This is a genomic window from Acidobacteriota bacterium (genome assembly GCA_028875725.1).
In the GTDB taxonomy this organism is placed as follows: domain Bacteria; phylum Acidobacteriota; class Thermoanaerobaculia; order Multivoradales; family Multivoraceae; genus Multivorans.
In genome coordinates, this window is record JAPPCR010000005.1 from 386,570 (window position 1) to 399,358 (window position 12,789).

15 protein-coding genes are annotated in these 12,789 nt (G+C 69.0%); 12 read left to right on the plus strand and 3 right to left on the minus strand.

Annotated features, from left to right (window positions below):
• Positions 1-14 precede the first annotated feature (14 nt).
• The 5 genes from OXI49_01920 to OXI49_01940 all read left to right on the plus strand — a co-directional run bounded on the left by OXI49_01920 (position 15) and on the right by OXI49_01940 (position 4,167).
• Positions 15-869, plus strand: coding sequence for a hypothetical protein (locus OXI49_01920; GenBank protein ID MDE2689238.1), 855 nt, complete (start codon positions 15-17; stop codon positions 867-869).
• Positions 870-1,435: 566 nt separating this feature from the next.
• A complete protein-coding gene (locus tag OXI49_01925; protein ID MDE2689239.1) occupies positions 1,436-2,074 on the plus strand; it encodes a class I SAM-dependent methyltransferase in 639 nt (212 codons plus the stop codon).
• Entirely contained in the window at positions 2,067-2,828 is a 762-nt protein-coding gene (locus OXI49_01930) for a ParA family protein (protein MDE2689240.1), read from the plus strand. Before OXI49_01925 ends, OXI49_01930 begins: the two co-directional genes overlap by 8 nt.
• Complete coding sequence (locus OXI49_01935) at positions 2,825-3,700, plus strand: ParB/RepB/Spo0J family partition protein (protein ID MDE2689241.1); 876 nt, start codon at positions 2,825-2,827, stop codon at positions 3,698-3,700. The genes OXI49_01930 and OXI49_01935 overlap by 4 nt, the downstream gene beginning before the upstream one ends.
• A 23-nt stretch (positions 3,701-3,723) precedes the next feature.
• Positions 3,724-4,167, plus strand: a complete 444-nt coding sequence (locus tag OXI49_01940) for a polymer-forming cytoskeletal protein (GenBank protein MDE2689242.1) — start codon at positions 3,724-3,726, stop codon at positions 4,165-4,167.
• A 25-nt stretch (positions 4,168-4,192) separates the two neighbouring features.
• Here the strand turns inward: OXI49_01940 and OXI49_01945 are convergent, their stop codons facing one another.
• Positions 4,193-5,833: an alkaline phosphatase family protein gene (locus OXI49_01945; protein ID MDE2689243.1), complete on the minus strand. Its 1,641-nt coding sequence runs from the start codon at positions 5,831-5,833 to the stop codon at positions 4,193-4,195.
• Positions 5,834-5,879: 46 nt separating this feature from the next.
• Between OXI49_01945 and OXI49_01950 the strand changes: the two genes are divergently transcribed.
• The 3 genes from OXI49_01950 to pyrF are packed head-to-tail and all read left to right on the plus strand — an operon-like array spanning position 5,880 to position 8,325.
• On the plus strand, positions 5,880-6,692 hold the full coding sequence (locus OXI49_01950) for a hypothetical protein (GenBank protein ID MDE2689244.1): 813 nt from the start codon (positions 5,880-5,882) through the stop codon (positions 6,690-6,692).
• Entirely contained in the window at positions 6,689-7,633 is a 945-nt protein-coding gene (locus OXI49_01955) for a dihydroorotate dehydrogenase (protein ID MDE2689245.1), read from the plus strand. The genes OXI49_01950 and OXI49_01955 overlap by 4 nt, the downstream gene beginning before the upstream one ends.
• Positions 7,630-8,325, plus strand: coding sequence for an orotidine-5'-phosphate decarboxylase (gene pyrF / locus OXI49_01960; protein MDE2689246.1), 696 nt, complete (start codon positions 7,630-7,632; stop codon positions 8,323-8,325). The genes OXI49_01955 and pyrF overlap by 4 nt, the downstream gene beginning before the upstream one ends.
• Before the next feature lie 37 nt (positions 8,326-8,362).
• Here pyrF and lepB (OXI49_01965) read toward each other — a convergent pair whose 3' ends face one another.
• A complete protein-coding gene (lepB, locus tag OXI49_01965) occupies positions 8,363-9,010 on the minus strand; it encodes a signal peptidase I (protein ID MDE2689247.1) in 648 nt (215 codons plus the stop codon).
• Positions 9,011-9,032: 22 nt separating this feature from the next.
• Positions 9,033-9,770: a signal peptidase I gene (gene lepB, locus OXI49_01970; GenBank protein ID MDE2689248.1), complete on the minus strand. Its 738-nt coding sequence runs from the start codon at positions 9,768-9,770 to the stop codon at positions 9,033-9,035.
• Between the two features lie 475 nt (positions 9,771-10,245).
• Between lepB (OXI49_01970) and OXI49_01975 the strand changes: the two genes are divergently transcribed.
• The 4 genes from OXI49_01975 to OXI49_01990 form a co-directional block, all read left to right on the plus strand.
• Complete coding sequence (locus tag OXI49_01975) at positions 10,246-10,614, plus strand: helix-hairpin-helix domain-containing protein (protein MDE2689249.1); 369 nt, start codon at positions 10,246-10,248, stop codon at positions 10,612-10,614.
• Positions 10,592-11,266, plus strand: coding sequence for a prepilin-type N-terminal cleavage/methylation domain-containing protein (locus tag OXI49_01980; protein MDE2689250.1), 675 nt, complete (start codon positions 10,592-10,594; stop codon positions 11,264-11,266). The genes OXI49_01975 and OXI49_01980 overlap by 23 nt, the downstream gene beginning before the upstream one ends.
• 24 nt (positions 11,267-11,290) lie before the next feature.
• Complete coding sequence (mtnA, locus tag OXI49_01985) at positions 11,291-12,322, plus strand: S-methyl-5-thioribose-1-phosphate isomerase (protein ID MDE2689251.1); 1,032 nt, start codon at positions 11,291-11,293, stop codon at positions 12,320-12,322.
• The coding region (locus OXI49_01990; GenBank protein ID MDE2689252.1) for a DUF2332 family protein at positions 12,319-12,789 on the plus strand (471 nt) is incomplete at its 3' end. The genes mtnA and OXI49_01990, both read left to right, overlap by 4 nt.

Below are 12,789 nucleotides of genomic sequence, written 5' to 3' on the forward strand. Positions count from 1 at the left end.
GAGCGATGAATGCGATGAACAGCATGTTCTTCTCGGGAGAGACGGAGGCCCGGGCCATCCTGGCGGCCGCGAACCACTTCGGCGTGTCGCCGGAGCAGATCGCCTTCGACCGGGTGGAGAAACGGCACGGTTTCGTGAAGCACCGTCGGGTGGTGATTCGTGTCGACCCGGCCAGTGTCGGCCGGAGCGTTGACGGCGGCTCTGGGGAGACCGACGATCGCGCCGACGTCGTCGCGGAGCCTGTCGTCGAGACGACAGTTCCCGCGGACGCGGAGCCGGCGTCCGCGGACGATGAGGGGATGGCGCCGGCGGACGCTGCGATGGCGCCGGCGGACGCTGCGATGGCGCCGGCGGACGATGCGATGGTGTCCGGGGAGGATGCGACGGTGCCGGTCGAAGCGGAGGCGCCCGAGCAGATCTCCGGGGACGTCGTCGCGATCGCGCATGCGGCGCTGGATCAACTGCTGGACCTGGCCGATCTCGAAGTGTCGGCGGAGATCGTCCTGGCCGGTGAGAGGTTGGAGATCGAGATCGAAGGCGTGGACGAGGAGTTGCTCGTCGAGGACGAAGGGCAGGTTCTGCTGGCGCTGCAGCACCTTCTGCCGCGAGTCATGTATGGCCAGGTCGGCCGAATCATCCCGTGCCGGCTCGACAGCCGCGGTTACCAGGACAAGAAGGAAGAGCGACTGAGGGGCCTCGCCCGCCGCGTAGCCGAGGAGGTCGTGGACCGAGGCGGCACGCGCACCCTGCGCCCCATGAACCCCGCGGATCGCCGCATCGTCCACCTGGCCCTGGCCGACGACCCGGACGTCGAGACCGAGAGCCAGGGCAACGGCTACTTCAAACGCGTCAGCATCCGCCTGCAGTAGCGGCGTCGCGCGGCGCCCGGCGGCGTGGCGGTGGCGGCTTGCACCCGTCAGTCACGGAGGCCCGAGGGGAGGGGTCCCATCGGACGCTCGCGTTTTCTTGGTGAATAGGGGCTCTGGCGCTCGCTTCGGTCGCCTGCGCTCCGGGAGAGCGTCGGCAGAGGGAGGCTCTACGGCAGTCGCTTGTCTCCAGCCCGCTGGGACCCCTCCCCTCGGGCCTCCGCGACTGACTGGAGGGCGTCGGTGGGCCGGACGCCCTTAGGGTAAACGCGGCGTTCCACACCGGCCTCGGAAGGGTTAACGCGGCCCCAACACTGGGTGCGCGGGTCTTCCGACCCGCTGCCGCCGGAGGCGGCCAGGAAGATCGTCGCCGGCTTTGGCCGGCGGCTGTCTTGTTCGGTTTCCGCCGCTTCGCAACTATGGCTGAAAGGCCGACTACTTCTCTCGCGAGAGATAGCCTCGCCGTACACGTGCGGCGGGAAGGGGTTAACGGCGATGGAAGCTGGGCAAGCGTCGGTTTCCGCTGTTTCACGTGAAACACCCACACCACTCACTCGCAGGTGTTTCACGTGAAACACCGTGATCTGTTTCAGCGAGAGTTTGGCGCCGAGTTGCCGCCGGAGGCGGTCGACCGGCTGGCGCGTCATGCCGAGCTCCTGGAGCGTTGGAACCGGGTGGTCCGGCTGGTCGGCGAAGCGGAGCCTGCGGAGTGGATTCGTCGGCACTACGCGGAGTCGGTCGCGGCCAGGGTGTACTGGCGAGCCTCGATGGGAGAAGGCGACGGTGAGCCCGGGCTTCTCGATATCGGCAGTGGCGCCGGGTTTCCCGGCGTGGTGCTTGCGGCGCTTCACCCCGAACGGTCGGTGACTCTCGTCGAGGCGCGTGAACGGAAGGCGGCGTTCCTGGCGGAGGCCGGGCGAGAGCTCGATCTGCCGAACGTCAGGATCGTCAGGGAGCGGTTCGATGCCGAACTCGCGGTGCGGCTCGCGGGGGCGGTAGAGTGCGCGACGATTCGTGGCCTTCGGCTGCCGGAGCCCACGATCGCTCGCCTGGTGGAAGTACTGCCGGATGGGGGACGCCTCGTGGTGTGGGCCGGCCGCCGCGTTGCGAGCGGTCTGTTGGATACCTGTGCTGTGGAACGAGAGATGAATCTGCCCGACAGTCCACACCGGCGGATTCTCTGCCTCCGGCCGCTTCGCCGTGGCTGACGTCCTGGCGGTCGCCAATCAGAAGGGCGGCGTCGGCAAGACGACATCGGCGATCAACCTGGCCGCGGCGTTCGGCGCCATGGAGCGCAAGGTCCTGCTGGTGGACAGCGATCCGCAGGGTAATGCGAGCCGGGGCGTCGGCTGGTCGGGCCGGCCGCCGACGCTGTTCGACGTACTGTCCGGCGAGGCGAGGGCCGGCGATGTGATCGTCGCCAGCGGCTTCCCGTATCTCGACCTGCTCCCGGCCAACCGGGACCTCGTGGGCGCTGAGTTCGGCCTGCAACGTGATGAACAGTGGATCCGGCGGCTCACGTCATCGCTCGAGGAGCTGGATGCCCGGTACGAACGGATTTTCATCGACTGCCCTCCCGCGCTGGGCCGGTTGACGCTCAACGCGCTGTTCGCCGCCGACGCGGTCATCGTGCCGCTCCAGTGCGAGTACTTCGCGCTCGAGGGGATCAGCGAGCTGCTGGCGACCGTGCAGCGGGTGCGTGAGTTGGGGCGGCCCGAGCTGGAAATCGCCGGCGTCGTGCTGACCATGTACGACGATCGCACAAACCTGTCACGGGACGTGGCGAAGGAGGTGCGTAAACACTTCGGATCGATCGTCTGCGATACGATCGTCCCGCGCAACGTTCGCCTCGCGGAAGCTCCAAGCTACGGTATGCCGGTCTTGCAGTACGACATCAAGAGCAAGGGTTCGCAGGCGTACCTGGGTCTGGCGCACGAACTGGCGGGCCGCCGTTCCCGATGAGCGGCCGGCGCCCTGGACTCGGCCGTGGGCTCGATGCCCTGTTCGCCGATAGCGGCGCTCTTCCGCCGACCTCTCCACAGGCCGTCAGGGAGCTGCCCGTCGCTCAGCTCGAGCCGAACAGTCGCCAGCCGCGCGACCAGTTCGACGACTCCGAGCTGGCTGGCCTAGCCGGGTCCATCGCGAAGCGGGGAGTGCTCCAGCCCCTGGTCGTTACGGCAGATCCCGCCCGCAACGGCGCTTATCGAATCGTTGCGGGGGAGCGCCGCTGGCGCGCGGCTCGCAAGGCCGGCCTGGAGACGGTGCCGGTCGTCTTCCGCGAAGTGGGGAGCGACCGCGAGCTCCTCGAGCTCGCGCTGGTCGAGAACCTGCAGCGTGCCGATCTGAACGCACTGGAAGAGGCCGAGGCGTTTCGGGCACTGAGCGAGGAGTTCGGACTGTCGCAGCAGGAGATCGCGGACCGCGTGGGCCGCAGCAGGGCCGCCGTCGCGAACTCGTTGCGCCTGTTGCGGCTGCCTGAGGCGGTACAGGAGCGGATCCGGTCTGGAGCCTTGACCGCGGGCCAGGCGCGCCCGCTGCTGTCGCTCGGAGACGAAAAGAACCAGGTCGCACTGGCGGCGCGGGCCGAGCGCGAATCGTTGAGTGCCCGCGAGTTGGAGCGGATCGTCTCCTCCGGACCGCGGAAGAAACCGGCCACGACGACCGCGGCGGGCGGGAGCGACCCCGACACCGCGCACGCGGTCGAGCGCTTGACGCGTAGACTGCAGACCCGAGTCGAAATCAGCCGCCGCGCGCGTGGCGGCGGCGTCCTCAAGATCCACTTCCACTCCGAACCGGAGCTGATTCGCCTCTACGAACGGCTGTCGGCGGAGTGACCAACGTCGGAGTGTGCTGAGCTATGTCCAAAAACCTGAGAACCGGCTCCCCCGGAGAACTGAATGGCTTTCTTGACGCCGGCTGCGAGGTCCACGGGGAACTGCGATTCGAAGACACCTTCCGGGTGCATGGCCGGTTCAAGGGCACCGTGGAGTCGGAAGGACGGTTGATCGTCGGTGAGGGCGGTGTCGTAGAAGGCGTCGTCGCTGTAGGCGAACTCCATGTGTCAGGCCGTCTCGAGGGGCGAGTAGAGACCTCGCGACGGACCGAGATCGGCGCCAAGGGCCGGGTCGAAGGAGAGATCCACGCTCCGGTCCTCGTCATCGAGAGCGGCGCCTTCTTCCAGGGCCAGTGCACGATGAACGCGAGGCCTTCCCAGCATCCGGCCGCCGAAGAGCCGCCGATGGTTGAGTCGGCTGGCGGGAGAGAAGGCGAGTCCGAGCCCGAGGAACACGTAGCCCACTGAGCCCTCGCCCGGCGCCGGGGCCCGTCTATGGTTCCCGGGCCTTCATTTCATATGATGGGACGAACGCGATCGGGCGGCGGGCGAGGGTAGTGAGATCGAACGACTCGGTGATGACGCGGCCGTCGATGTCCCTGGCCACCGGCAGATTCAGGGCGTAGAGCAGCGTTGGCGCCACGTCCTGGATTCCCGGCCCCGTCAACAGGAAGTCCTCCTTGATGCCCTGGCCGCGCAGCAGGAGGAGGCCATCCGGGGTCTGGAAGCCGCCGCCAGGGATCGGCGCCGCTTCGCTCCAGCGGCCGAGAAGGCGGCGGATGGGTCCGGACCGTTCGAATCCGTAGGCGCTCACCACAGCCAGCATGCGCGGGCGAGGAAGCTCCTCCCAGGCCTCGGCGACCAGGCCGTCCAGGAACGCGTAGTAGGCGGACAGCCACCGCGCACGGTCCAGACGAACCTGCGCCTGGTCGCCGTCGAACTGAACGGCCTCGTACGAGTCGTAGTAGAGCCGGGAGACATCCGCAAGGCCGTCCATCAAGGCGAAGGCGAGCAGCGGCGAGCCCTCCGGGGATTGCGACCGGAGCGTCTCCAACAGTTGGCTCTGCGTCCCGAGATCGCGAAGCGCCGCCGTGTACAGAGCCGACGGCGGGCCGTCTCCGAGACGGGCCAGCCGCTCGTCCACCATCGCCGAGCCGAGAGCCGCGGCGCGCGCCCCCGAGACGTCGGTGAGCCCGACACCGAAGTCGAGAGCGACCGAATCGACGCCGAAGCCCGCGGCGATCTGCCACAGTGCCGGCGCTGAGGGCTGGATCGCCGGTCCTCCATCGCTTGTGCCGCGGTCGCCCCAGATGCCGAAACCGATTGCGCCCGGCGTCAGGTGGAAGCGCTCGCCAGGCAGAGGCGGAGCCTGGCTCGTCTGCTCCGCCACGACGCCATGGCGGAAGGGGTACTTCCCGGTGACGACGGTCGTCCAGAGTGAGAGCCGGATCGCCGGTTCGATCGACTCCGCCCGGCCGTAGCTTCCGGCGCGCATGGTCTCGGAGAAGAAGGGCAGCAGGCCCTGTTCCGAGAGAGGCAGAATGGCGTCGAGCGAGGCGCCGTCGAGGCCCACGATCAGCAGGTTCGGCGGTGGAACGGAGTCGATCGAAGCGGCGCGCGGCGTCGCAGGCGGCGGCGGGTCGAAGGCCTCGCGACGCTCGAAGACGGAGTACACGGTCAGCACGGCCAAGCCGGCGATGCCGAAACGGGAGCGGGCGCCATACGGGCGCTTTCGCCGGTAGGTGTGAAGGAACGCGGTGTAGGCCGTGATCAGGGAAGCGAGGGCGAGCCAGAGACCTGCCTTGATCAGGCGGTCGTGCAGGCCGGGCGGCAGAAAGCGCTCGTAGCCGACCGCGTGCGTGAGATCGAGTATCGAGGCCGCGCCGAACACCGCGGCCATCGACCAGGGCAGGAGTCGCGGAGCGCGTTCGGGGCGGCGCCAGGACACGGCGAGGAGCAACGCACAGGCGGTGAGAGCTCCCAGGACTCCGTAGTACGCGCTCGTCCGGATGACGGGCCAGGGATGAAACGGCAGATGGGGATTGAGAAAAAAGAGAAGTCCGGTGAGGTGGATCCCGGCAAGGAAGCCGGGCACCGCGCAGGCGGCGGCGGCGAGCAGACGTTCCCGATTCACTGAAGCGACTCTAGCGCTCGTCCGACGGTGCTACCCTCGCCGCGCCATGGCGGCAGTGGACTCGAGGGGAGAAGTGCTCGATGTCCAGCCGTTGCCGTTGCCCTACTTTCTGCTGCGGGTTCGGGTGGCGGCCATGGAGCCCGCCGAGCCCGGCCAGTTCGTCATGGTCGCCGGCGCCAACCGGCCCGAGCCGTACCTCCGGCGAGCCTTCTCGGTCTACGACCAGGAAGAGTCGGCCGACGGCTCCCTGGTCATCTCGCTGCTCGGGAAGGTCATCGGTCGAGGCACGGAGGCCCTCGCCGCCTGTCTCCCTGGCGAGCGGATCCCGGTTCTCGGTCCTCTGGGCACGGGTTTTCATAGTGTGGCAGACGGTGGCTCCGGGTCCGGGCGGTCGGCGCTGGTCGCGGGCGGCATCGGATCCGCCGGTCTGGGGCTGCTGGCCCAGGCCCTGGCGCGGGCCGGCCGGTGCTTCGACTTCTTCTACGGGGGGCGCAGCGCGGAGGATCTGGTCGAGGCCGAGACCTTCCGGCGTCTCAGCGAGCGCACGGGCGGCCGGCTTGTGAAGACGACCGAGGACGGCAGCGCCGGCGAGCGCGGCCTGATCACGGCGCCGCTGGAGGCGGGGCTGCGCGCCGGCGCGGGCTACACGACGGTCTGCACCTGCGGGCCGCATGGCCTGATGGCGGCGGTGGCGGGGATCGCGGCCGCGAACGGCGTCGCCGGCGAAGCGGCGACCGAGACGCCCATGGGTTGCGGCTACGGCGCCTGCCTGGGTTGCGCCGTGGCCCTGAAGAATGGCGGCTACGGGCTCTGCTGCCGCCAGGGGCCCGTCTTCCGCCTGGACGAGGTGGCGTGGTGAGCGGCGACGGGGCGCGGCCGGCCTCGCCCGATCTGTCGACCCGGGTCGGCCCGCTTCGGCTGCAGAACCCGATCCTCACCGCGAGCGGCACGTTCGGCTACGGTCTGGAGTTCGCGGAGCGCGCCGACCTGCATCGCCTCGGCGGTCTGGTGACGAAGGGCCTGTCGCTCGAGCCCCTGGCGGGCAATCCGCCGGTCCGGATCGCCGAGACCCGCGGTGGGATGCTGAACTCGATCGGACTGCAGAACATCGGCGTCGACCGGTTCCTGAGCGACGTGCTGCCGGGTTTGAAGGATCTGCCGCCCAAGGTGATCGTCAACCTGTTCGGCTACGCCCAGGACGAGTATGTGCGGCTGGCCGAGCGCGTCGATCCGTACAAGGGCGTGGCCGCGGTCGAACTGAACGTCTCCTGCCCGAACGTGAGCAAGGGCGGCATCGAGTTCGGACACGACCCGGAGATCCTCTCCGGCCTCGTGCGACGGGTGCGGTCGGCGACCGGCAAGCCGATCGTCGTCAAGCTGTCGCCCAACGTCACGTCGCCGCAGGACCTCGGCAGGGCGGCGAAGGACGGCGGCGCCGATATCCTGTCGGCGGTGAACACGTTCGTCGGCATGGCGATCGACACGGCGACCATGCGCCCGGTCCTGTCGACGATCCGCGGCGGCCTGTCGGGGCCGGCGATCAAGCCGCTGGCGCTTCGCATCGTCTTCGATGTCGCCCGCGAAGTCGACCTGCCGGTCATCGGCATCGGCGGCATCGAGACGGTCGACGACGTGCTGGAGTTCCTGCTGGCCGGTGCCTCCGCCGTGCAGGTCGGCACGGCCCTGTTCCGCGACCCCCGCACCGCCGAGCGGCTGGTCGACGGACTGCGGGAGCGCCTGCGGGCCGAAGGCATCCCCTCGGTCGGTTCCCTGATCGGGAGAGCGGCGAGGCAGGAATGACCGGGACGAGACTGGAGCGCATCGCGGTCGCGCTCGACACCGACGACCGCGACACCTACAGCGACTGGTGCTGCCTGTTCGGGCCGCGCGTCGGCGTACTGAAGGTCGGGCCGCGCGTCGTCCTGCGATGGGGCCGGGATGCGGTGCGGGAGGCCGCGGCGACCGGGGCCGACGTCTTCCTCGACATGAAGTTCCACGACATCCCGAGCACCGTCGCGGGCGCGGTCGGCGCGGCGAAGGAGCTCGGCGTGACGTACCTGACGGTGCATGCGGGCGGTGGACGGCGGATGCTCGAGGCGGCGGCGGAAGAGGCCGGAGACGAGGTCCGGGTACTGGGGATCACCGTGCTCACCCACCTGGACGCCGACGATCTCCACGATCTCGACCTTCCCGGCGAGGCGGGGGACCGTGTCCTGTCCTGGGCGAGGTCGGCGCAGGCTGCGGGCTGCGCCGGCGTCGTCTGCTCGCCTCTCGAGCTGGCGACCCTTCGTGCCCGGCTCGGCCCGGAGCTGCTGCTGGTGAGCCCGGGTATCCGCTTCGATTCCGCCGCCGTCGCCGACGATCAGCGCCGGGTCGCGTCGCCGTCGGCCGCGCTGCGGGCGGGGGCGGACCTGCTGGTGATCGGCCGGCCGCTGACGCAGGCGCCCGACCCGGAAGCCGCGCTGGCGGCTCTGACTGAAGCCTGCGAATAGCGCCTCGTACGTCCTCGCTGGCTCGCTGCGTCCGCGTTCAGCGCGGAACGTGCAGGGTACGCCGCCAGCGGAAGCTCCAGCGGCCCGCTTCCCGGTTCCGCGACCAGTAGACGAGTAGCGGACGGCCTCTGACGAGGTCCGTTCCGATCGGGCCGAAGAAGCGTGAATCCCGCGAGATGTCCCGGTTGTCTCCCAGGCAGAACAGGCTCCGCTCGGGTACCTGCTCGGGGCCGAAGGAGTCCCGGCGCCAGACCGTTTCGTGGAGGAAGTCGGACCGGGGGTAGACGAGTTCGTCCGAGTGGACCACGTATGCGGACTCGTCGACTGCGGTTCCGTTCACGCGGAGTCTCTTCGCGTCGATCTCCACTTCGTCGCCGGCGCTCGCCACGCAGCGCTTCAGCAGTTCCTGGGACGGGTCCTCGATTCCCTGGAACGTGACCAGGTCGCCTCGCCGGACTTCGCGCTGGGGCACCAAAGGGCCCCAGCGGCCGGCTCCGGCTCCGAAGATGAACTTGTTGATCAGCAGGTGGTCGCCGACCAGGAGCGACGGCTCCATCGACTCGGAGGGGATGCGGTAGGCCTGCACCAGGAACGCCCTGATGAAGAGCGCGAACACGGCGGCGACGAGCAGCGCCGCCGCGACGTCGGTCACGATCTTGCGGCCCCACGAGACGTTCGGCGTCACAAGGTTGCTGGACCTCAGCGTCCTACTGGATGAGCTTGAACGTTCGCTCCCAGCGGGTCTTGGTCACGAATCCGAGGGCCGTGTTCATGAGCTGTTTCAGACGGTGGCCGAAGCCGTGCCAGGTGCCGTCCGAAGTCTCTCCACCGTACGACCAGTAGACCATGACCGCGCGCCCCTTGATGAGCTTCAGCGGCACGTTCCCCCACGCCCGGGAGTCGAGGGACTCGTCGCGGTTGTCGCCCATGCAGAAGAGGTGATCCTCGGGGACGATGACCGGTCCCCAGTTGTCCCGGCCCGTGCTGTACTGACCATACGGACCCGTTGCCGGGTAGACCTTCTCGTCGCGGTGGATCACGTAGGCGTCGTCATCGACCGGCTTGCCGTTGAGGAAGAGCTGCTTGTTGACCATGTTCAGCCTGTCGCCGGCCAGGCCGATGCACCGTTTGACCAGGTCCAGCTTCGGCGTCTCGGGCGACCGGAAGATGACGATGTCGCCGCGCTGGACGTCGCGTCCCGGGAGCAGCTTCTGTTCGAGCAGCGTGGGGCGGGGTCCGAAGATGTAGCGGTTCACGAACAGGTGATCGCCGATCAGCAGCGTGTCTTCCATCGAGCCGCTGGGGATGTAGAAGGTCTTCAGCACGAAGTTGTTCGTGAACCCGAGGAACACGGCGGCGACGATCAACGCCTCGACGTATTCCCGGATCACCGACGTGTTACGGGCCCTGGAGCGCTCCGGCGCCTTCTTCTGGTCGCTTGCCATCGGCGGGCTAATCTACAACGAGCCGGCAGCGATCCGGGCTTCTGTCTCTCCCGCGCGGTGGCTGCGAGTCAGAAGACCTGGAGTCGGTCCAGTTCTCTTGACGCCGGGACGGCCCGCTGCTTGGCTCAACGAGATCAGACAGATACGTGCGGCGTGAGTGCAGGAGCGAGTCAAGCTGTATTGACGAATCCGTTCGGTTCACGGAGTCCCCTTGTGGCGCCAACACCCTTTGTTTGGTGCACTTGGAGAAGTGTCCGATGGTTGGCCGGGAACTTGAAAGGGCGAGCGGCACCTACGGACCCGGAGCAAGGAGGTGCCAATAGGGGTTAGCCGAAAAGCCAAGTTGGCAAGGGATCAGGGGGGTACTGCGGTGCCCCCCTAACTCCCCCCAAGGCTCGCTCCCGAACCCGGGGTCGCCGTCGGAGAAAGAACACCCGCAACAACACCCGGATTCCGGGGACGAACGGAGATGCACATGACAAGACGAAAGAGGACCGCACTACTGGCAGTGACCTTGCTGAGCCTGCTGGCGGCGCTCCCCGCCGGAGCGGCGGACGGTGTGGTCAACATCAACACGGCCGACGCTGCCGCCCTCTCCCTGCTGCCGGGGGTCGGGCCCTCGACGGCGGGACGGATCGTGGAGTTCCGAACGGACAACGGCAAGTTCGAATCGCCGACCGATCTGATGCTCGTGCGCGGCATCGGCGAGCGCTCGTTCGAGCGCATGAGGCCCTACGTGACGATCGAGGGCGAGACGACGTTGACCGAGAAGGTGCGGATCCCCCGGGATGAGCCGGCGCCCGCCGGCGGATCGGGGTCGGATGGTCCGTCCGACGGCCCCTGACCGGAACCGCGCCTTCGGCGGCATGGAGGCGGACGGGCGAGCGTCCGTCTCCATGCTCGACGGCTTCACTCTGATCGAACTGCTGATCGCGACCGCGGTGCTTGCCCTGCTCGCGACCCTGGCGGCGCCGCCGCTGCGCCAGCAGATCTCCCAGCACCGGGTGCGCCTGGCGGCAGCCGAGGTCGCGGCGGCCTTCTGGACCGCCCGCGCCGGCGCGGTGCGCCACGGAGTCGCGATGGCGGTTCGGTTCGAGGTTGACGAAGCGGCGCCGGACGGCGTGCCTTCCGTCTTCTCGCTCTACGCGGACGGTGACGGCGACGGCGTGCGCACGGCGGATCTGAGGACCGGAACCGACCCGCGGATCCGCCGACCGGCTCGCCTGCTTCATGTAGGCAGCGGTGTTCGTTTCGGTTTCCCGGAGGACCTCGAACCGAGAGACTTCACCGGCTCAGGCCGGATGGACCGGCTCGATGACCCGGTGCGGTTCGGCCGCAGCGACCTGGCGTCGTTCGGGCCGCTTGGCACGGCGAGCCCAGGGACCGTCTTCGTCACGGACGGCTACCACCTGTTCGCGGTTCGGGTCTACAACCGCACCGGCAAGATCCGGATCCTCCGCTACGTGAGGGAGCGGGAAGAATGGAAGGGAGTGTGAAGCGGCGCGCGCTACGCTTCGGCCATGGCAGACGGCTTTTCGCCCATCCGCTGGAGCGACGGCGAACTGCTCCTGCTCGATCAGACGCTGCTCCCGGAGCAGGAGGTCTGGCTCCACTGTCGGCGGCCGGAGCATGTGGCCGGGGCCATCCGGCGACTCTCCGTGCGTGGTGCGCCGGCGATCGGCGTAGCCGCGGCCTACGGCCTGGTGCTGGGAGCCGAGGAGTTCGACGCTGCCTACGAACTGTTGCTCTCAACGCGTCCGACGGCCGTCAACCTGCGTTGGGCGCTGAACCAGGGCCGCGCGCTCCGCGACCGCGTCGTCGAAGGCGGCGACGGGCAGGAGTTGCGCGCCCGGCTGCTCGCCTGGGCCTGCGACCTGCACGACGAGGACGTCGAGGCGAACCGGCGGATGGGCGCGTTCGGCCGGGAGCTGTTCGAAGAGGGAGACCGCGTCCTGACCCACTGCAACGCCGGCGCCCTGGCGACGGCCGGCTACGGCACGGCGATCGGTGTCGTGGAAGCGGCCTGGTCGGCGGGCCGGCTGGCGAGCGTGTGGGTGGACGAGACGCGGCCGCTGCTCCAGGGCTCGCGGCTGACCACGTGGGAACTGGCGCGACTGGAGATCCCCCACCGCCTGATCACGGACAACAGCGCCGGCGCGATCATCGCGCGGGGCTGGGTCCAGAAGATCGTCGTCGGCGCGGACCGGGTCGCCGCCAACGGGGACGTCGCGAACAAGGTCGGCACCTACCCGGTAGCCGTGCTCGCGGCCCGTCACGGCGTTCCGTTCTACGTCGCGGCGCCGCTGTCGACGATCGATCGGAGCACGGCATCCGGCGCCGACATCCCGATCGAGGAGCGCGACGCGGAGGAGGTGGTCCACGCCTTCGGCAAGCGGATCGCTCCCCAGGACACCGAAGCTCTGAACCTGGCCTTCGACGTCACGCCCGCGGAACTCGTGGCCGCCCTGATCACGGACGCCGGCGTGCTCCGGCCGCCCTACGCCGAGTCGATCGCCGAGGCGTTCGGCGAACGCGGCGACCCCAGGCATTGAGCGCCCACACGGAACTCGGGGACGCGTTCGAGCGGTTCGCGCGCGTCGAGGCGCCGGACCTCGACTCGCCGATGTACGCGGAACTCGCCGCGGGCGTGGCGAGAGACGACGAACTGCTGGCCCTGGCGGCGCAGCGGCAACAGGGTCAGCCGGCGCCGAACATGCTCTTCGGGGCGGTGCAGTACCTGCTCCTGCAGGGAGTCGAGCACCCGCTGGCCGTGCACTACCCGGTCCTCTCGGGCCCGGAGGCGATGCGAAGGCCGGCCTTTCCGGCCTTCCGGGCGTTCTGCCTCGAACACCGCGAGGCGGTCGGCGAGCTGATCGCCACCCGTCGTACCCAGACCCAGGTCGTCCGGCGCTGCACCTGTCTGCTGCCCGCGTTCGGCCTGGTTCACCGGGATGCCGGAGCGCCGCTGGCCCTGATCGATATCGGCGCCAGCGCCGGCCTGAACCTGAACTTCGACCGC

Bases quoted from the DNA above. Each gene is read 5' to 3' on its own strand.
- OXI49_01920 (MDE2689238.1), top strand. From the start codon at position 15: ATGAACAGCATGTTCTTCTCGGGAGAGACGGAGGCCCGGGCCATCCTG.
- OXI49_01935 (MDE2689241.1), top strand. From the start codon at position 2,825: ATGAGCGGCCGGCGCCCTGGACTCGGCCGTGGGCTCGATGCCCTGTTC.
- OXI49_01940 (MDE2689242.1), top strand. From the start codon at position 3,724: ATGTCCAAAAACCTGAGAACCGGCTCCCCCGGAGAACTGAATGGCTTT.
- OXI49_01950 (MDE2689244.1), top strand. From the start codon at position 5,880: ATGGCGGCAGTGGACTCGAGGGGAGAAGTGCTCGATGTCCAGCCGTTG.
- pyrF (MDE2689246.1), top strand. From the start codon at position 7,630: ATGACCGGGACGAGACTGGAGCGCATCGCGGTCGCGCTCGACACCGAC.
- lepB (MDE2689248.1), bottom strand. From the start codon at position 9,770: ATGGCAAGCGACCAGAAGAAGGCGCCGGAGCGCTCCAGGGCCCGTAAC.
- OXI49_01975 (MDE2689249.1), top strand. From the start codon at position 10,246: ATGACAAGACGAAAGAGGACCGCACTACTGGCAGTGACCTTGCTGAGC.
- OXI49_01980 (MDE2689250.1), top strand. From the start codon at position 10,592: ATGGTCCGTCCGACGGCCCCTGACCGGAACCGCGCCTTCGGCGGCATG.
- mtnA (MDE2689251.1), top strand. From the start codon at position 11,291: ATGGCAGACGGCTTTTCGCCCATCCGCTGGAGCGACGGCGAACTGCTC.